This is a genomic window from Pseudoclavibacter sp. RFBB5 (assembly GCF_002931555.1).
In the GTDB taxonomy this organism is placed as follows: Bacteria; Actinomycetota; Actinomycetes; order Actinomycetales; family Microbacteriaceae; genus Pseudoclavibacter.
The window spans coordinates 236,863-255,407 of the sequence record NZ_PSTZ01000011.1 but is presented as its reverse complement, the minus strand read 5'-3'; the positions used below and the strand labels follow the sequence as shown (position 1 = coordinate 255,407).

At 64.7% G+C, this 18,545-nt stretch carries 17 protein-coding genes and 1 pseudogene; 6 read left to right on the top strand and 12 right to left on the bottom strand.

Going from position 1 to position 18,545, the window contains the following annotated elements; all coding sequences use genetic code 11:
• Nucleotides 1–125: 125 nt before the first annotated feature.
• The 6 genes from C5B97_RS17555 to C5B97_RS17530 form a co-directional block, all read right to left on the bottom strand.
• Nucleotides 126–617, bottom strand: a complete 492-nt coding sequence (locus C5B97_RS17555) for a hypothetical protein (protein WP_104313457.1) — start codon at nt 615–617, stop codon at nt 126–128.
• Nucleotides 618–1,092: 475 nt separating this feature from the next.
• Complete coding sequence (locus C5B97_RS17550) at nt 1,093–1,440, bottom strand: hypothetical protein (RefSeq protein WP_104313455.1); 348 nt, start codon at nt 1,438–1,440, stop codon at nt 1,093–1,095.
• Between the two features lie 299 nt (nt 1,441–1,739).
• Entirely contained in the window at nt 1,740–2,852 is a 1,113-nt protein-coding gene (locus C5B97_RS17545; protein ID WP_104313453.1) for a Zn-dependent alcohol dehydrogenase, read from the bottom strand.
• Between the two features lie 83 nt (nt 2,853–2,935).
• Complete coding sequence (locus C5B97_RS17540; protein WP_104313452.1) at nt 2,936–3,676, bottom strand: NADPH-dependent F420 reductase; 741 nt, start codon at nt 3,674–3,676, stop codon at nt 2,936–2,938.
• A gap of 55 nt (nt 3,677–3,731) precedes the next feature.
• Entirely contained in the window at nt 3,732–5,210 is a 1,479-nt protein-coding gene (locus C5B97_RS17535) for a DHA2 family efflux MFS transporter permease subunit (RefSeq protein WP_104313450.1), read from the bottom strand.
• A 35-nt stretch (nt 5,211–5,245) separates the two neighbouring features.
• Nucleotides 5,246–6,580, bottom strand: coding sequence for an NtaA/DmoA family FMN-dependent monooxygenase (locus tag C5B97_RS17530; protein WP_104313448.1), 1,335 nt, complete (start codon nt 6,578–6,580; stop codon nt 5,246–5,248).
• Nucleotides 6,581–6,736: 156 nt separating this feature from the next.
• Here C5B97_RS17530 and C5B97_RS17525 point away from each other — a divergent pair, with 156 nt between their 5' ends.
• Both C5B97_RS17525 and C5B97_RS17520 read left to right on the top strand, forming a co-directional pair.
• Nucleotides 6,737–7,342: a TetR/AcrR family transcriptional regulator gene (locus tag C5B97_RS17525; protein WP_104313446.1), complete on the top strand. Its 606-nt coding sequence runs from the start codon at nt 6,737–6,739 to the stop codon at nt 7,340–7,342.
• Nucleotides 7,339–8,655 carry a UDP-glucose/GDP-mannose dehydrogenase family protein gene (locus C5B97_RS17520; protein WP_104313444.1) on the top strand — a complete coding sequence of 439 codons (1,317 nt, stop codon included), beginning with the start codon at nt 7,339–7,341 and terminating at the stop codon, nt 8,653–8,655. The genes C5B97_RS17525 and C5B97_RS17520 overlap by 4 nt, the downstream gene beginning before the upstream one ends.
• A 463-nt stretch (nt 8,656–9,118) precedes the next feature.
• Here C5B97_RS17520 and C5B97_RS17515 read toward each other — a convergent pair whose 3' ends face one another.
• The 4 genes and pseudogenes from C5B97_RS17515 to C5B97_RS17505 all read right to left on the bottom strand — a co-directional run bounded on the left by C5B97_RS17515 (nt 9,119) and on the right by C5B97_RS17505 (nt 12,672).
• Nucleotides 9,119–10,267 (bottom strand): AI-2E family transporter, encoded by a 1,149-nt coding sequence (locus C5B97_RS17515; protein ID WP_181027067.1) that lies wholly within the window; start codon nt 10,265–10,267, stop codon nt 9,119–9,121.
• Nucleotides 10,268–10,816: 549 nt separating this feature from the next.
• Nucleotides 10,817–11,386, bottom strand: coding sequence for a hypothetical protein (locus tag C5B97_RS17510; protein ID WP_258068349.1), 570 nt, complete (start codon nt 11,384–11,386; stop codon nt 10,817–10,819).
• Between the two features lie 21 nt (nt 11,387–11,407).
• A pseudogene (locus C5B97_RS18390) lies at nt 11,408–11,581 on the bottom strand (MerR family transcriptional regulator); the annotation flags it as partial.
• Between the two features lie 176 nt (nt 11,582–11,757).
• Nucleotides 11,758–12,672, bottom strand: coding sequence for a CPBP family intramembrane glutamic endopeptidase (locus C5B97_RS17505; RefSeq protein ID WP_104313438.1), 915 nt, complete (start codon nt 12,670–12,672; stop codon nt 11,758–11,760).
• 204 nt (nt 12,673–12,876) lie between these two features.
• Here C5B97_RS17505 and C5B97_RS17500 point away from each other — a divergent pair, with 204 nt between their 5' ends.
• The 3 genes from C5B97_RS17500 to C5B97_RS17490 all read left to right on the top strand — a co-directional run bounded on the left by C5B97_RS17500 (nt 12,877) and on the right by C5B97_RS17490 (nt 15,553).
• Nucleotides 12,877–13,269, top strand: a complete 393-nt coding sequence (locus C5B97_RS17500; protein ID WP_146080862.1) for a hypothetical protein — start codon at nt 12,877–12,879, stop codon at nt 13,267–13,269.
• A 139-nt stretch (nt 13,270–13,408) separates the two neighbouring features.
• Nucleotides 13,409–14,074 carry a recombinase family protein gene (locus C5B97_RS17495; RefSeq protein ID WP_104313434.1) on the top strand — a complete coding sequence of 222 codons (666 nt, stop codon included), beginning with the start codon at nt 13,409–13,411 and terminating at the stop codon, nt 14,072–14,074.
• Nucleotides 14,075–14,404: 330 nt separating this feature from the next.
• A complete protein-coding gene (locus C5B97_RS17490) occupies nt 14,405–15,553 on the top strand; it encodes a Cmx/CmrA family chloramphenicol efflux MFS transporter (RefSeq protein ID WP_104313432.1) in 1,149 nt (382 codons plus the stop codon).
• Between the two features lie 224 nt (nt 15,554–15,777).
• Here the strand turns inward: C5B97_RS17490 and C5B97_RS17485 are convergent, their stop codons facing one another.
• Nucleotides 15,778–16,746: a LysR family transcriptional regulator gene (locus C5B97_RS17485; protein WP_104313430.1), complete on the bottom strand. Its 969-nt coding sequence runs from the start codon at nt 16,744–16,746 to the stop codon at nt 15,778–15,780.
• 122 nt (nt 16,747–16,868) lie between these two features.
• Here C5B97_RS17485 and C5B97_RS18340 point away from each other — a divergent pair, with 122 nt between their 5' ends.
• Entirely contained in the window at nt 16,869–17,372 is a 504-nt protein-coding gene (locus C5B97_RS18340; RefSeq protein WP_104313428.1) for a DapH/DapD/GlmU-related protein, read from the top strand.
• 127 nt (nt 17,373–17,499) lie between these two features.
• Here C5B97_RS18340 and C5B97_RS17475 read toward each other — a convergent pair whose 3' ends face one another.
• The gene (locus C5B97_RS17475) at nt 17,500–18,324 is read right to left on the bottom strand and encodes an NAD(P)H-binding protein (RefSeq protein WP_104313426.1); all 825 of its coding nucleotides are present in this window, start codon (nt 18,322–18,324) and stop codon (nt 17,500–17,502) included.
• Nucleotides 18,325–18,545 lie beyond the last annotated feature (221 nt).

Here is an 18,545-nt window from a genome sequence, read left to right as displayed (position 1 = left end):
GTGCCCTCCGTGCGGGCCTCACGGCTCCGTGGGTCGTCGGCTAACTAGCTGACGAGCCGAACGGGCGCACCAAGCCGAGTGTCCGCCGGTCGGATGCGGATGCGGTCGAGTTGAGCCGACGGCGATCAGTGCCAGGCCTGTGAGCTGCGCACTGCCCCGACGGTGAACGGGCGATCCGGGACGATCGCCGACCATCGCAGCGCGCGGTGAATGCTGTGCCAGAGGATCGAATCGTGACCCGCCCCGAGAGGCCGCCCCGCCGCATCCACCGTGCCCGCGACGTATCCCTCCGGTCGACGTTCACCAGGCCACAGACGCGCAACGCGACCACCCATGACGACCGCGCGCTTCTCGAGCAGCGTCAGGCTGGTGTACCCCATGGGCACGTTCTCGAACAGGACGTCCTGCCTGAAGTCGTCGGCCGTTCCGCACCGGGAGACCCCGCATCCGGTCTCCACGAACAGGAGCGTCTCGTCGTGGTCGGTGTCGAAGACCGATGGATGGTCCCGAAGCCAGGTCGCGTGTCCGGCAGGTTCGTGATCGATGTTGGGCACCTCGATCCCTTTGTCCCACCACGAGCTGGAATCGACGATCATCGAAACGTTCACGCTCTTCACGAGGCGTGATCATACGGGCTCAGCTCATGCGCTCGCCGAGGAAACTCGACTGTTGGTGCCCGCCGCGAGGTGGAACACTCACGGCTCCCGGTCCGTCTCACGAAGTTGCCAATCATCGACCTGCCGGGTTGCGCGCGGTTACCTGAGCCCCGCGGCTCGTTCCCGATCCGCGAGATCCGGGACTCGCAGGCGGGCCTGCTCGGCGGTGATCTCGTGTGGATTCGAAACTCCTGATTCCCAGTAGGCGCCGCAAACGGCGCAGCGGAAGTACTCCGACATCTGGAGGGGAACCGAGCCGAGTTCGCGTGGCTCACGCGCGTCGCGACGCTCCCACCGGGCACGGCAAGACCCGCACCCATTCTCGATCCAGGTCAGCGCGGGACCACGAAAATCTCGGTCAGGCAGCACAAGCGCCTCCTTCGCACAGCGTTCTCGGTCGGTGGGAGTCTACGAGGCCGTCGCCGTGATGCTCCGACTAGGCAATTACTCGCGGAAGGCGGCCGTGCCGACTGAGGTAGTCCTCGACGAGCTCCTCTTCGGTGACTCGCCCGCCAGCATGCAGTCGCCGCAGGTGCGGAACCAGCCAGCTGCCGTCGGCCTTCACGACGTGCGCCAGTGAGCGCGTCTGCAGCGCTTCGTCGACGCTGATGACGCGACCGGCAGAGCCGTGGCCCACGCCCTCGCTGAGCCCGATAGTCCACACCCGGTCTTCGCTCAGCACGAAGTCGACGTCGTGGGGCCATGCCGGCGAGCCCGCATCTCCCTGCCGCGGCGGGCTGGAGGCCAGGCGCAGAATGCGCTTCTTCGGTTCGCTGCCCACCATCACAACATCATGACCGAGAACCCGACAGCACCCCGTTTCGCGAAACCTATGGGTTTCGAGACAAAGAGGTTTTGAGACATGCCTCCTGCCAGAATCGGCCCCGGTGCCGATCCCATAGACGCGAGTGGCTCTGGGAGGCGGTCTCGTCATCAAAAGCAGCCACCGTGTCTCGAAAAGCCGATGCTTTCTGAGGTGTACCGGTGAGATCGGAATCGAGGAACGAGCCGCGCCGCCGCCGATCCTGACTCAGCGGCGGCGTGGCTTCTGCAATGCGGTTGCTGGTGCCGATAGCGACGGTGTCAGGATGAGGCTGGGAAAGTGATGACGCTGCGTGCGATTCCTCCGCGTTCGAGGGCCTCGTAGGCCTCGTTGATGTCGTCGAGGTCGATGCGCTGCGAGATGAGGTCGTCGAGGTTGAGCTTGCCCTGCAGGTACAGGTCGACGTACATCGGAATGTCGGCGTAGAAGTTCGACGATCCGAGCCAGATGCCGCGCACGCCCTGCTGCTTGGAGAGCAGGGAGCTGTCGGCGGGGGATGGGTGCACGTCGAGGGTGGCGCCGGGGCGCATTCCGCCGACGAGGTAGGTCGTTCCGCCGAAGCCCAGGGATGCCATCGCGGTTTCGGCAACAGCGGGCACGCCGATCATGACGAAGGCGTGGTCGACTCCGGCGCCTGAGGTGAGTTCGAGGACGCGTGCTGCGGCGTCTTCAGTACCCGAGTTGACGGTCGCGGTCGCCCCGAAGGTCTCTGCAAGCTCGAGCTTGTCAGCCTGGATATCAACGGCGATGATCGTGGTGGCGCCAGCGAGCGCTGCGGCTTGGATGGCGTTGAGGCCGACACCGCCGCATCCGATGATGGCGACGGACTGGCCGGGGGTGACCTTCGCAGCGTTGAAGATTGATCCGGCACCGGTCGCGACCGCGCATCCGATGATGGAGGCCTGCTCGAACGGCATGTGAGGGTTGATCGCGACCAGCTGGTTCTCGTGGATCAGGGCCTGCTCCGCGAAGCCGCCGAGCCCCTGCATCTGCACGACCGGGGCGGTGCCGCTCTCGAGGCGCGGTTCCGCGTCGGGGGCTCGATCGAGGGACCCGGGGTTTGAGCAGGCGTTGAGGTTGCCCCGCAGGCACGCCTGGCAGTGTCCGCAGGGCTGCAAAGCGGCGGCGACGACGTGGTCGCCGACCTTGATGTGTGCCACGTCGGGTCCCACGGCGGCGACGACGCCGGCGATCTCGTGCCCGAGGACGGCGGGGAGTCCGATGCCCATGCCGTTGCGGGCCACGGTGATGTCGCTGTGGCAGAGCCCGGAGGCGCGGACGTCGACGAGGACTTCGCGGCCGGTCGGGGCGGCGATCGTGATGTCTTCGACCTGGAAGGGCTGTCCGATCTCGCGGATGAGTGCTGCACGCATGAGGTGTCTCCTTTGAACCAGTGAACTATGGGTGGTGCGAGGTGGATCCGCCGGCATCTGGCAGGCGGGGAGCGGGAGAGTGGTTAGTAGATGGCGCGGTTCAAGCGCACGAGGTAGTCGGCGCTCACCGGACCTTCGGCTTCTGAGCGTTCGATGACCGCTGCGATGGCGAGGTCCCGGCGTCGACCGGATCGTGTCGCATCGGCTTTGTTGAGGACGCCAGGCAGCTCGGCGGTGGTGTGGTCGGTGCAGTAAGCCGGGGTGCCCGGCTGCTGCCGCCATGACTCGGGAAGCGAGCCAGCGTCGAAGGGGTCGAAGCCGGTTTGGTCCACGAGTGTCATTGCGACTTCCTTCGAGGTGGCGTCGTCACCCGCGACCGCGATAGCGACGCGGCCCGCCGTTCCGGGCGCCGTGGCACGTTCGGTGAAGGACTGAGCGGTGATCATGTTCCACGCCTTCACGGCCGGTCGGCCGTAGTGCTCGGCGACCCAGAGGCTTTCGACCTGGCCGTCGTCGAGTGCGGGGATGTGGCCGTCGCGGAGTGGGTAGTAGTTCGACGTGTCGATGATGACGGCCGCCTCGGGGGCTGCGCGCACGAGGGTGGCGACGTCCGGCACGTTGCTCATGTTGACCGAGACGATGACGACATCGGCGCCCGAGGTGACCTCGGATGCGTGGACCGCGCGAGCGCCGGTGCTGAGCGCCTCCCGGTCGATGGTGTCGGGGTGTCGCGAGTTGGCGATGGCGACGTCGTGGCCCGCGGCGCTGAGACGTTGTGCGAGCGTCGCGCCGATAGCGCCAGCCCCGATGATGCCGATCTTCATGAGAGTCCTATTCCGAAAGAGTGGGTGGTGTGGGAGCGGTAGGAGCCGGGTGAGCTCAGGCCGTGGTGTCGGCGATAGCGCGTCGCTTGCCGATGAGGAGCGTGCCAATGACGGCACCGAACGCCAGGATGCCTGCGGTCGTGAACGCCGCCTGTCCGGCGTCGACGGTCTGCGCCACGCTCAGTACGCCAGCGTTCGCGGCGTTGGCGCCGATTGTGTAGGCCGAGACGAGCACAGCACCGCCGGCGGCGCCTGCGAGCTGCTGGGCCGTGGTGAACGCGGCACTGCCGTACGGGTACAGCTCTGCGCGGAGCGAGGAGAGTGCGTACGTGGTCATCGGAGCCCACATCATGGCCTGCGCCCCGGTCATGACCAGGTACGCAGCGAGGTAGATCCAGACGCTCGTGGTTTCGTTCAGCGTGCTGAGGAACCAGATGCTGGCGGTCCAGATGATGCCGCCAGGGATGACGAGGGGGCGTGGGCCGACGCGATCGTAGATGCGTCCGCCGATCGCCGACACGGCGGAGATCATCACACCGCCAGGGACGAGGAAGAGGCCGATGGCGAGTGTCCCGAGTCCCAGTGCGCCGGTGAGGATGAGCGGCAGGACCAGCAGTATTCCGAATCCGTTGAGCGCGACGAAGAGCATGACGATGATCGGGATCACGAACGACTTGGTGCGGAAGATTCGCATGTCGAGGAACGGATCACGGTCGCGGCGACGCAAGGCGAGCTGGCGCAGGACGAACGCGGCCACGCCGAGCACGCCGATCGCGATGGGGATGACGGGTGAGATGAGGGCGTGTCCGGACGCCGACTCGCCGATGGAGGAGAGCCCGAAGACGAGGGCGCCGAAGCCGACCGCAGACAGCAGGAGCGACCAGAGGTCGAGTGTGGCGTGTTCTGGGGTGGTGATGTTCTTGAGCTTGAGGGCACCCACGATCAGCGCGGTGACGGCGATGGGCAGGATGAGGATGAACAGCCACCTCCACGGGAGGAAGGAGAGCACGAGCCCGGAGATGGCGGGTCCGAGCGCCGGGGCGATGGCAGGCACGGCGGTGACCAGGGCCATGATCGCGCCGCGTCGGGACTCGGGGACGAGGCGCATGGCGGTCGTCATCAGCAGGGGAACGAAGACGGCGGTGCCGATGGCCTGGATGATGCGTCCGGTGAGGAGGATCCCGAATCCGGGAGCGGCTGCAGCGATGGCCGTGCCGATGATGAACAGGGTGAGGGAGGTGAGGAAGATCGTGCGCATGTGGAAGCGGCGCATGACGAACCCGGTCGCGGGGATCAGGACGGCGAGGGTGAGCAGGTAGCCCGTGGTCAGCCACTGCCCGACGGATGGGGTGATGCCGAGGTCGGCGATGAGGGTGGGGAGCGCGACGCCGAGGAGCATCTCGTTGAGCAGGACCAGGAAGGTCGATGCCATCAGCACGCCGATGACGAGGGCGCTGCCCGGTGGCAGCCGTTCGCTGCGCTGGGCGTTCTTGGGTGGGTGGGTTCCGGCGGTCGCGGACTGCTCGGTGGTCATGTGGTGTCTCCGGATGTACGTAGAAGTGTTGGGGGTCAGGAAAGTCGGGGGTCTTGGCCGTACTGCGGGGGTGCGCCGAGGTGATCGCGGAGAGTGGCGCCGGCGTAGTCCTCGTGGAACAGGCCTCGGTGCTGCAGCTCGGGGATGACCTCGTCGACGAACGCGTCGATGCCGTCGGCGTAGACGTCGATGGCCACGGAGAATCCATCGCACGCGCCAGCCTCGAACCACTCCTGCATGTGGTCCGCGATATCAGCCGCGGTACCAGGAACCACGGGGTGGTAGTCGATGACGCCATGGGCGAGGACGTCGCGCACGCTCCACCCCTCGCGAGCCACCTCGAGAGCGTGGGGTGCGCGGGGATCACCGGGGTTCGCCCGCGCGACGGCGATCTGCTGCTGCGTGAGGGGCACATCGAGTTGTGCCGGGGTGAGCTCCAGCCCGAGCATGGCGCCCAGGTAGCGGACGCGCTGATCGATGTCCACCGATTCGTCCAGGGTGAGGCGCCGGTCGAGGGCAGCACGCCGTGACGAGGCGACGCTGGGCATAAAGCCCGCGAACAGCTTCACCTCGTCAGGGTTCCGCCCGGCTCGCTCCGCTGCGGCACGAAGCGCGGTGCGGTGCGCGCGGCCTTCCTCGATCGTGAAGGGGTTCGCGTAGACGCCCGTCGCATACCGGCCGGCGATCTCGAGGCCGTTCCCTCCACCCCCGGCCTGGAAGATCACGGGCTGCCCCTGCTCAGACGGTGGGATAGGCAGGGGGCCGGCTGACGCGACGTGCCGCCCCTGCAGGTTCACCGGCTGGATCTGCGACATGTCCGCGAAGCGCTTGTTCTCCACGTCCCGCAGCCACGCATCCTTCCCCCAACTTCCCCACAGTGCCTGCACGACCTGCACCACCTCGTGGGCACGCTCGTACTTCTCCTCACGGCTCGGCAAGGTGATGCCGTAATTGGCCGCCGCGGCGGGGTGCGAGGTGGGTACGGCGTTCCAGCCAGCACGTCCATGACTCGCGACGTCGAGGGCTTTGAACTGGCGGGCAATCGTGAACGGCTCGTTGAGGGTCGTGGAGCTCGTCGCGACCAGGCCGATGCGCTCCGTGCCACGGGCCATCGAGGTCAGCACGACCAGTGGGTCGATCGCGTGATGCGGCGCCTCACGCTCGAGGTCCACATCCAAGACCGGAGTGTCCGCTAGGAAGATCAGCTGCACCTTGCCGCGTTCCGCGGCCTGCGCGTAGCGGACGAACACGTCCATGTCCGTGTAGCTCGACGGGTCGACACCGGGCATCCGCCACGCCCCGGGCTGGGCTCCGTACCCATTGGCGATCTGCAAGGCCAGGAGCAGCTGGCGGGCTGGGAACTGAGACAAGACGGGACCTTTCGGACGACACGACGGGGCCTGCACCTCGCCGGTTCGTCGGCGAGTAGCGCATGGCCAGAAATGGGGATAGTCTCCATATGGAGAAGCTCTCCACTTAGAGAGAAGATACGGGGACACTCTCCGTTTTGTCAACACGAGGTGCTTATGACGACTGAACCGGCTCAAACAAGGGCCCGAGGACCACGGGCCGACGCTCGCAGGAACCGGGATCACATCCTCGACACCGCGGAGCAGTTCTTCTCCGAACATGGTGTGTCCGGTTCACTGGATGCCATCGCCAAGCAAGCCGGTGTCGGGTCGGGAACGCTGTACCGGCACTTCCCGACCCGCGAGGCTCTGCTCGCCGCGCTGCTGAGTGCGCGCGACGACGCCCTGGTCGCCCAGATGGACACCATCCGAGCGGAGGCCCCGAACGCGGCCGACGCACTCGAACGCTGGCTAGACGCACTTGCCGACTGGGCTGGGGCGTTCGATGGCCTCCCGGAACCGCTGAGGGCAGCCACAACAACGACCTCCTCCCCGCTCGCCGTCACGTGCCAGGGGTTCATCACCACCACAGATGAGTTCCTTCAGGCTGCTCAGGCCGAAGGAAGCGCACGCCGCGAAGTCCGGGCCCGGGACCTGTTCCTGACGGCACTCGCCGCGAGCTGGGTGCGTGACGCGGCCATGGCTGATGAACTCTCCGCTCGAGCCCTCACATCGCTCACCCGTGCAGGGTGGGAGACCTCAGCCTCGGAAGGACAACGATGAAGCTGTCCGTCATCGGTCTCGGCTACCTCGGTGCCGTCCACGCGCCGTGCATGGCCGAACTCGGCCACGAGGTCGTCGGGGTCGATATCGACCAAGCCAAGATCGATACCCTGTCCTCCGGGCAGGCACCGTTCTATGAACCGGGACTGCCTGAGATCCTGAAAAGCGCAACCGCGTCCGGGCGACTCGAATTCACCACCAACATGAGCGCCGTTGCCGATACCACCGTGCATTTCATCGCAGTCGGCACACCCCAGAAGCAGGGTTCGCACAGCGCCGACATGACCTACGTCAACGCCGCAATCGACGCCCTCATCCCTTTCCTGAAGCCGGGCGATCTCGTCGTGGGCAAATCCACCGTCCCCGTCGGAACCGCGGCACGACTTGCCGCGAAAATCCGTGCGGCAGCCCCTGGGGCTGAACTGGCGTGGAACCCGGAGTTCCTCCGCGAGGGATTCGCGGTCCAGGACACGATCTCACCGGACCGGTTGGTGTTCGGCGTCGCACCGGAGCCCACGGCTGGCGACTGGAGCGCGCAGACTCTTCGGAAGGTCTACGCCAAAGCGCTCAGCGAGCACACCCCGCTCGTCGTCACCGACTACGCCACCGCCGAGCTCGTCAAGATCTCCGCGAACGCCTTCCTCGCCACGAAGATCTCGTTCATCAACGCGATCTCGGAAATCACCGAAGTCACCGGTGCCAACATCACCGAGCTCGCCGACGCCATCGGATACGACACCCGCATCGGCCGCCGCTTCCTGAACGCCGGCATCGGATTCGGTGGCGGCTGCCTCCCGAAGGACATCCGCGCCTTCGTCGCCCGCGCCGAAGAACTCGGGCGGGGGGAGTCGTTGAACTTCTTGAAGGAGATCGACACCATCAACCTGCGCCGCCGCCAGCATCTCGTCGAGATGACCATCGAAGCGCTCGGCGGCCGAGCCTTCCAGAAGCGAGTGGCGATACTCGGCCTTGCCTTCAAGCCTGAATCAGACGACATTCGCGACTCTCCAGCACTCGACATCGCCGTGCAGCTCCACGGTCTTGGCGCCACCGTCACGGCAACCGACCCCCACGCCATCCACAACGCGCAGCAGAAGCACCCGCAGTTGAGCTTCGTCGATTCCCTCGCCAAAGCCGTTGAACACGCCGACATCGTGCTGCTGCTCACCGAATGGAACCAGTACCGAGACATGCGCCCCGAAGAGCTCGCGCCGCTCGTTGCCAACAAGAACATCATCGACGGAAGAAACGTGCTCGACCCCACTCAATGGAGAAGAGGCGGCTGGAACTTCCAGTCCCTTGGGCGTCCATAGCGTCTCTGCAGGACACACGGCGGGTTCCAGTCGCGAAACCCATACATTTCGCGACAGGAGGGTTATGAGACATGACGCTATCCGGAACCGGCGAGGCTCGAGCACCAGTTGCGTACACGTTCTCCAACACCTGAACGGCGTTGTTTCGAAGCTCGCCGCCATCGGGTACCACCGTGAGACGAAGTCCGTTTTCGACCCCAGTAATTACGATTCCGCCAGCACCACTGCACGCGACGCCCCTGTCGCAACGAGCCGGAAGCCAGGCGCAGAATGTGCTCCTTCGGTTCACTGCTCACCATCACAGCATCATGATCGAGAAAACGTTGCCGTCACCCCGCTTCGCGAAACTCATGGGTGGCGGATTCAGAACACTGGAGCCGTGATACACAGCCTGCACGACGTTCACCCATCGCTCGTTGGGCAGTCCAGGGGGACGAATTTCTCACCTGTCGACCCCACGGACTTACAAGTTCTCGACCGTTGTGTCGTCGGATTGTCTCGGTTCGCCCGCTTGTAGCCACGGGAGGCGCTGTAGGACGGCGTCTTCCAGCAACGCCTCGTCCTGCAGTTTCTCGAGCGGTTCATGCCAGGCGCGGATGAGCGCCCAGCCGACGGCGGTGATCGGCACAGCGAGTAGCGTGCCAACGATGTTGCCCAGCACGGTCCCGACTGCGAGGGCAATGAGCACGACGAGTTCGTGCAGCCTTAGCGACCTGCCGAGCACGATGGGTTGCAGGAAGTTCCCCTCGAGCTGATTGACGAGTACGACGATGCCGACGACAACAACTGCGGGGACGAGTCCGTTGGTGACGAGGGTGACGAGCGCGGCGATCACGCCAGCCAGGGTTGCACCCACGATCGGGATGAACGCCAGGATGAAGACGAGGACCGCAAGTGGGAACGCGAGCGGCACGCCGATGATGAGCAGTCCGACGCCGATGAACACTGCGTCAACGAACGCGACGATGACCGTCCCTCGCACATAGCCACCCATGACGTGCACGGCCCGAGACCCCATGAGATGCACGCGTCGCCGCTTTGCTCCGGTCACAGCCTTGGTCAGGAAGCCCCAGATAACGGGCCCGTCCTTCATGAAGAAGAACAGTATGACGACGAAGAGGACGGTACTGGTCGCGAATGCTGCCACAGACGAGATGCCGGTCGTGAGACCGCTGGCCGCAACCGATCCAAACTGATTCGAGAAGATGAAGTCCTGCGCTTGCGCGATCCAGTCGTTGATCTGGTCTTGGTCGATCGTGAGTGGGAACGTGCGATTCGCCCAGTCGACCAACTGGTTGAAGCCCTGCACGGCTTGATCGGAAAGCTCTTCCCACTGGTTGCTGACGAAGAGCACGACGAGCGCGAGGGCTCCTCCGAGGAACACGATCAGCGCCAGCAGGAGGAGGACAGTGGCCAGAGCCCGCGGCCACCCGTTCGAGGTGAGGACCTTGATGAGCGGCCACGTCGCCGACGAGACGATCAGCGCGAGCAGGACCGGGATGATGACGATCGCGATCTCGCGGCCACCCCAGATGAGCAACGCGGCCGCAGTGACGACCACGAGCCCCTGCACCGCGCGGGTCGCGATCCGACCGAATTGGTCCGTCCACATCACTCCGACGCTTGTCGGTCGACGACCTCGCCCCTCTCCGTCGTCTGGCGCGTAAGACTGGACGGCGGCGCCACCGACCATGACTTCGTCGTGCCCAGGGGCGTCGACATGGGGGACCGGTGGGCGGGGAGGCGAGTCGGGCGATGCGGCGCTGTGCTCTCTCGGGACACACATCCCATCGGTTGAGGTGCCGGTGGCGCTCCTCGGCGAACGTCGGCCGCGGGGCACGAATCGTGAGAATCTGCGCATGATGTTCCTTCCAGGGCAGTGGGAGTGTCTCGCGCGTCGCCGCTGTTCCGGGCAGGATCGGAGTCCGGTCGATAACGTCACGTGAGTGTGAAATTCGGTCTGTGGTCGCTCGTTAAACTCCCCCTGGTTCGACGCTTGTCGAGAAAGTTCCAGATGGTTGGGCTCGCGACCGCAAGTCGCACGACGACGACAGTCGTGATGTCGAGCGGAACTGCGGTGAACTGACGCGACCTGAACCAGAGCCGGTCCAGTAGGAGCAGGAGGCGTACGTGCTACCTATGGCGCTCTTCGACAGGCCGATCAGTTGGCGCCCCTAGGCTCGCGCGCTTCGAGACGCTCGACGGTGGCCACGAGCGCGCGCCGTTGTGTCGCATTGAGCGTTGTTGCCGTGTATTCGTCGAAGAGCCCTGTGGCGCCTCGACTGTCGAGGCTGGCCGAGATGTCGCTATGCGCCTCGATGACCGTTGCGAAGGTGTCGACGAAGTGGGTCACGAGGGTATCGAGTTCATCGTCCGTAGTGTGCTCTCCAAGTCGGGAGAACGCGCTGGTGCTCTCGATGAGTGAGGGGAGTAACTCCGGATGGCTCAGTCGTTCGTAGAGTGCGGTCAAGCTCGCCATCCCGTCGCGGTCGGCGAGGTGCGCCAGGAGCACAGTCTGATCCCGGTCCATCCGTTCAATGTTGGAGGACGACTGGCCCATCACCGCAGCGAGCAAGGGGGCGAGCTCGAGGGGGAGATCCGGAGACATGGGCTGCGCGCGAAGCTGGGCGACGAGGGTGCGCCGCGAACAGAGCCGCTCGATCTCTGTAGTGAGTTCGGTGTCAAGCTGCTCGAGCATCTCTGGAGCGTCCGCAGTCGCGTCTTCGAGCAAGCTCGGCATCCGGTCCAGTGAGACCCCGAGGGCAGCGAGTTGGCGGATTCGCAGCACACGGATGAGGTCGTGGACGTCGTACTGCCGGTATCCGTTCGCACTTCGCGGTGGCTCATCAAGGACCCCGATCTGGTGGTAATGGCGCAGGGTTCGGGTGGTGACTCCGGCGAGAGAACTTAATTCGTTGCTCCTCACTGCTCGCCCGGTCGTCGAAGTCGAGGGCTCCAGTCGAGTCCGAGTTGATGCTTGCCGCGGGAATGACGCATGCAACCAAGTACAAACTATGACGTAGGGGCGGAGTCAAGTAGCGCGACTGAGCCTCCGCGGAGGGTTGCGCCTGTGGGCACGTGGCCAGGGAGAGCGCAGGTCACCTAACTGGTTGCCGCTGGATCCGCGCGACCCGTCATCTCACGTCGTCGACCCCACCACCCGAGGACAACGGTCGCTAGCACCATTGCGATCATGGGGACCATCAGAAGAGGCCCGGAGACGACCGTCAGATTGTCCAGGTTGCCGCTGAGAACAATAGGCAGCGTGAGCATGGTGTTGCCCGTGGCATGAGCCAACGAACTGGCTTCGAGTCCACCCGTGAGCTGCGTCAAGACAGCGAAACACACTCCCACGACGACGTAATACCCCAGCGCCCACCCACTGCTCGGAGCGTGGAACACAGCAAACCCCACAGACGTCAGCACGAGCGCCGACACAATCGCCACCCAGCGCCGAGCAAAAAACGACCCGACAGCCCGAAAGAACAAACCGCGGAAGAGATACTCCTCGCCTGCCGACTGCAGGGGAATCGTCACCAGAGCAATTCCGACAAGCATCAGGTTCGCCCCAGACAAGACTGGGGCACCAGCAGGTGCTGCGAAGTTCACGACCACGGAGACGAGGAGCCAGAACGGCAGAAAGAAAGCCGCCATCTTTGCACACCATCCCCAACGGAAGCGCCCGAGCAGTGAAGACAGCGCACCGGGACGAACACCATAGAACGCCCACTGCAGCAGACCGGCTACGGGGATCATCGCAGCGATCAGGAGATTTCCCCCAGCCCACAGCCCAATAGTGATGCTGGGATCATCGGGATCGAACGGCGCCTGCCCCAGCAGCATGTCGAGCGCAATCGCGACGGGAGCACTCGCAACGAAGACGAGGAACGCAAAAATCCCCAACCCGGTAATGATCGCGGCGACACCACGCCAGCGGCACCCCGACCCCTTCAAAGCCTGAGCATAGGACAACCCGGGGACATCAGAGCGAGCGCGAGTGAGTGCGGTGAAGTTCATGAGCTCAGTGCACGCTACGACGCTACGTCGGACTCAAGAGCGATCGCTCATGAGATGTCCGCGCGCACCGAAACCTCTTGCAATGTCTCACGAGGGCCAGGAGGCCGGGGGAGCACCCAATCAGGCGCGGGGCGCGAATCGACCGACCGAGCACGGCGCCGCGTGGTGTTGAGTGGGGATATGTCACACCGCCTCCTGGACCCAGTGACCCAAGTCGAGCTCATCGCCCCCGACGGCATCTCTGACGCCGACGCCATCAAGCACGCCGCGCTGCGCAGGGCTGGCAAGCTTCGTTGCTTGCGCCTCTCACCGGAGTGGGGCACCGGCTGCTTCCTTTTTTCAGACGGTGGAGGTGCCGACCCCGAACACTTCAACATCACACCGAACATGGCTGATCGTCTCCGCCATTGGGCGGCCCGCTGGGAAGAGCTGGGCAACCCCTTCACAGAGTGCACCAACCTCGACGCACTGGACACGTGGTGCCAGCAAGGCCTGACCCTCGCGATCGAACTGCAACGCGAGCTCTACATGACCACAGTCGTGGTTCCCAAGTTCGGGGGACGCCGCGGCCGCAGATGGGAGTTCTCACAACCCTAGGGTTTTGAGACGCCGCGACTGAGACAACGAACCAGGGGAGTGGGTCCCGGAAATCCGCGACACACGATTCTCATAACTATGTGTCACAGCCACGCCACTAGAGTCGGGTCTTCACCGTTGGTTTCGCGACAGGAGAACTGTGCCCAAACTCATCGGCTATGCCCGCGTCTCGACCCGACACCAAGACACCGACCGGCAAGAGGTCGACCTTCGAGGGGGCGGCGTTCGCACGGACGACCTCTACATCGATCGAGGAGCCTCAGGCGCCCACGCATCACGCCCCGCCCTCGATAAGGCCCTGCGTGCACTGGAGGACGGTGACACGTTCGTCGTCACGACCCTCGACCGGCTGGGCCGCTCGACCGGCAACATGCTGACACTGGCCGAAGAGCTGCGCGCAGAGGGTGTCGCACTTCGGGTGCTGAATCTCGGTGGGGGAGACGTCGACACCTCAACCCCCATGGGATCGATGGTGTTTACCGTCATGGCCGCCCTCGCGCAGATGGAACTGGAGATCAAACGCGAACGCGTCTTGGACTCGGTCAGCAAGCGACGAGCAGCTGGAGCCAATCTCGGAGGCCGGCCACGGAAGATCACCGACAGCCAACTACGCAACGCAGCCCACCTGGTCGCCGCCGACGTGCCAGTGGCCGAAGTTGCCCGCAATCTCGGCATCTCACGCGCAACGCTCTACCGACGACTCCAAACCGCCGAGCCGGTCGAGGCGGAGCTGCCCCCGGAGGTCGAGCAGGGGACCCACCCTCCAGCACTCCATGGGATGACGGTTCCGATCACGCGACTCTGAGCGCGGCGCGCGACTCCGGTCCGAGTTGTGGCCAGCTTCGGCGAGCCGGCCCGAGGTGTGGACACGGCTCCCTCCTGCGTGTGACGTTGCTGCTCGATGCGCGCAGCGGAGCCCCTTCTTGCTGGCTACGCGCAGGCGTCCCGCGTGTAGCATTCGGGGCATGTCGAGTCCCGAGTCAGACAGGTCAGGGGTTGTCGGTCACACCGCCAGCCCCGCACATCACTGAGCACACCAGCCCGCGCTTCTGAGCGGGCCTGCTCGGCAAGCTCCGGCGCGCTGGCCATGGTGACCAGAAGATTCTTCTGCTGATCACTCACCACGGAGCACTCGATGCCTCTCGCCCTCTACATGCTTGCCCTGGCGGTCTTCGTCATGGGCACCTCAGAATTCATGCTCGCGGGACTCCTGCCCGCTATCGCCACTGACCTCGACGTCACCATCGGCGTCGCAGGCCTCCTGACCTCCGCGTTCGCCAGCGGAATGGTCATCGGCGCACCCCTGATGGCCGCGTTCGCGCGCCGCTGGCCCCCACGGGCGGTCCTGCTCGTCTGCCTCATCGTGTTCACCGCCTGCCACATCGTCGGCGCGGCCACCCCCGACTTCGCCCTCCTTCTCGCAACTCGTGTCCTCAGCGCCCTCGCGAACGCTGGCTTCCTCGCAGTGGCACTCGCCACAGCAACCACGCTTGTCCCTGCGGACCGGAAAGGACGCGCACTCGCCATCCTGTTGTCAGGAACCACAATCGCAACCGTCGCCGGCGTTCCCGCGGGAGCCCTTCTCGGTACCGCGCTCGGTTGGCGCACAACGTTCTGGACCGTCGCGCTGCTCTGCATCCCCGCCGCCATCGGCATCCTCCGCGGGATACGGAAGCAGCCAGAACAACAGGCAACACCTCCACGACTGCGAGCCGAACTCAGCCAACTGCGCACACCTCGACTCCTGCTCACGATGACACTCGGAGCCCTCATCAACGGCGGCACCTTCGCCGCATTCACCTTCCTCGCCCCCGTCGTGACCGACACCGCAGGCCTCAACGAAACCTGGATCTCAGTGGTGCTCGTACTTTTCGGGGTCGGGTCCTTCATCGGCGTCTCACTCGCCGGTCGACTCTCCGATCACCGACCAGGAGCCGTCATCGCGTTCGGCGGCCCGCTACTGCTTCTCGGATGGATCGCGCTGGCACTGCTCGCATCGCACCCCACCGCGCTGCTCATCCTCGTCTTTACCCAAGGAGTTCTCTCCTTCGGCGTCGGCAGCACCCTCATCGCTCGAGTGCTCTACGCAGCAGCGAACGCACCAACCATGGGCGGCTCCTACGCCACCGCAGCACTCAACATCGGAGCCGCCACGGGACCAATCCTCGGCGGAGCAGCCCTCGCGGGCGGAGCCGGCACGCTAGGCCCAGTGTGGACCGCAGCCGGCCTCACCGGACTCGCCCTCGTGATCGCAGCACTCAACCCCAAGAAAGTCGTCAGCTGACGACAACATCAACCGGCCCATACTGCACGATCCACTGTGGCGTGCGCCCCGTGATCCGACGCCGACCTCCCTGCCAGTGCACGTGTGCACTTGTGCACGTGTGCACGCGAAGCCGAGCGCGCCTGCAGCAGGAGAACCTAGCCTCCGCGCTGCGCCCTATCGGCTTCCCAAGGGTCTCTGGCAACGCTCGACTCCGGATGCGCGCGGAGGCAGAGCGTTGCTGGTCATGACGTGGTTCGCGGCAACCCAGTTCCCGTCCGGTGCCTCCATGACGGTGCCCAGGTCGTGTCTGACGTTGGTGGCCGGCGCCGGCCGCGCATGTGCTCGAGGAAGGCTGCGAGAACTGGATGCGGGTTGTCGGCTCGCCACAGGATCGAATGTGGGTAGACCGGCGTGGGATCGACGATTGGCATGCGCCGCAGGTCGTATGACTCGGGCCAGAGGTACCGCGACCCTTCACCAACGAGCGTTGAGAGGCTCGCCGACTCGGCAAGTTCATCAAGCAGCGAGTCGACGCCGAAGCTCGGCCCCACGGTGTCGATCCGCAGGCCAAAGTCGTGGCTGAGCTCTGCGTAATAGTTTCCCCACTCGGTGTTTGCGCGCATACCGGGCATCCAGATTCGGTACGCCCGGACATCCGCGAGCGTGACGGTGACGGAGTTGGCCAGCGGGTGTCGCGGCCCCACGAGCAGCTCGTGGCGATCCTCGATCACCCGCTCAGCTCGAATCGATGGGGGAACGCAGACCGTGGAATCCGTGAGGGCTCGGAACGTTGCGTCGATCGTGCCGTCGAGGACCGCAGCGATCGCGGCAGCGGTGTCCGCGTCGGGCAGTGTGACGACATCGAGTTCACCCTCGGGCTGCAAGCGGTGAAACTCCCGCAGATGCGTCGCAGGGGCTGTCCTGGTGTTCAAGACGTCGACGCGGAACGCGCGCTTCATGGTCTGCACCGATTCCTCCGCACGCGATGCCGCCTTGAGGAGGTTGCGCGCGTGCGGGAGAAAGACCTGTCCATCAACGCTGAGTCGCGCTCGCCGGGCCGTGCGATCGAGCAGGCTGACGCCGAGGTCGCGTTCAAGCTTCGCGACCCGCTTCGACACTGCTTGCTGAGTGAGCCCTAGATCGTCAGCCGCTGCCTGGAACTGCTCGGCGTCTGCGACCGCGACGAAGGTGCGCACTGCCTCAAGATCCATTCCTCAACCCTAAAGACAACCAGCAGTTGTGCGACACGACGTTCAACGGTTGTTTGATCCAGCAAGCCTGCACTGGTTGGCTCTCATGAGTCCACAGAGTGTTGTGAAAAGAGGAGAGATTCATGGGATTTGCTGCGCGGGTTCAACGAGCGATTCGACTGACAGAGCAACTCAACGCGCTGCCGTACGAACAGCAGGACGAGGTCCGAGCGACGTGGAGCGACCTCATTGGGCAGCCGGTCAATGACTCCTTCAACCTCATCCCACCCGTCTACACCGACCACGGTGTGAACATTCGGATCGGCAAGAACGTGTTCATTAATCAGGGATGCCGGCTCAACGACATCGGCGGGATCGAGATCGGCGACGACGTGATGCTCGGCCCCAGCGTGAGCCTGCTCACCTCGGGGCATCCCGTCGATCCCGCTCGTCGGCGCACGGAGGTCACCTCCGCGCCGATCCGGATCGGCAAAAACGTCTGGATCGGAGCCTCAGCACTCATCATGCAAGGCGTCACGATCGGCGACGATGCTGTGGTCGCGGCAGGAGCAGTCGTCACGCACGACGTAGCCCCGCGCACGGTCGTCGGAGGGGCGCCAGCGACAGTGATCAAGAGCCTCGACTGACGCACAGCAGTGCCAGGTGGTCGGTCGCGCTACCAGCTCACGCTCCTCGTCGCGATGTCACCAGTGTGCGGACTGTTCGAGACTCTCCGGAATCGATCATTGTCTAGACGTTTTCGACGGGCTTGCCTCAGAGAAACTCTTCCTTGTGGTCCCGAGCCCAGGCGAGGAGCGGAGTTGCGGGCCGCCCGAGCACGTTGGGGACGTCCGGCAGCACGGGTTCCGGCGCGGCGAGGGCGTTCTGCCAGTATCCGAGAAGCCAGTCACCGACGTAGCTCGGCAGGTGCGGGTTCTCCGTTCTCCACTGCTCGGGCGTGATTTCCTCGTACTGAACGGGCTCACCAATCGCAGCGCTGATCGCTGCGATTTGTTCTGATTTCGTCAGCGAATCGGGACCAGAAAGCGTATAGACGGCACCGATGTGGGCGTTCGACGTGATGGCGGCGGCGACGACCGCGGCGACGTCTTCCTCATGGACAGGAGCCTGCCGAGCGTTGTCGAACGGCGCTCGAACCGTTCGGCTTGTCTTGATCACCTCGGCCCAGTCGAGAAGGTTCGTTGCGAACATCCCGGGCCGGATGTGCGTCCAGTCGAGCTGTGAACGTTCCACGGCGAGCTCGAAATCCCGGTGGTAATTACCTCCGGGATTGTCCTGGAAGCCAGCGCTGGCGGACGAGAGGGTCACGATCCGAGATACGCCGGCCTCTCTGGCTATCTCAGTCACCGCCTCGGTTTGATCGTCCGCCGCAATGAGAAAGACGACGTCGACGGCATCGAAAGCGGGGGCCAGGCTGTCAGGGTTCACCAGGTCACCGGCAATTACCTCGACACCCGTGGGCAGATTCGCCGTTTCCGGCCGCCGCGTGAGCGCACGCACAGCCACTCCGGCTTCTAGGAGATGAGGCACGACGAGCCGTCCAACGGTGCCGGTCGCTCCTGTAACAAGTGCTCGCATGTTCGTCCTTTCGAAGCGGGCGCTCGCTTCGTACGCGAGAGGGCACCCGACCTACACCGGAGAAGGTAACAGAACTTCCAACTAGTTTCACATGAATAAAACCCCGATCAGAACCACTTTTTTGAGAATGGCCCGATGGGTTTTCTGCGATAAGTCAAGTCTCGATTTCATGTGCACTGGAGCCAGTCGAGTCGATACAGTCACGGTGCTTCAGCGAGCCA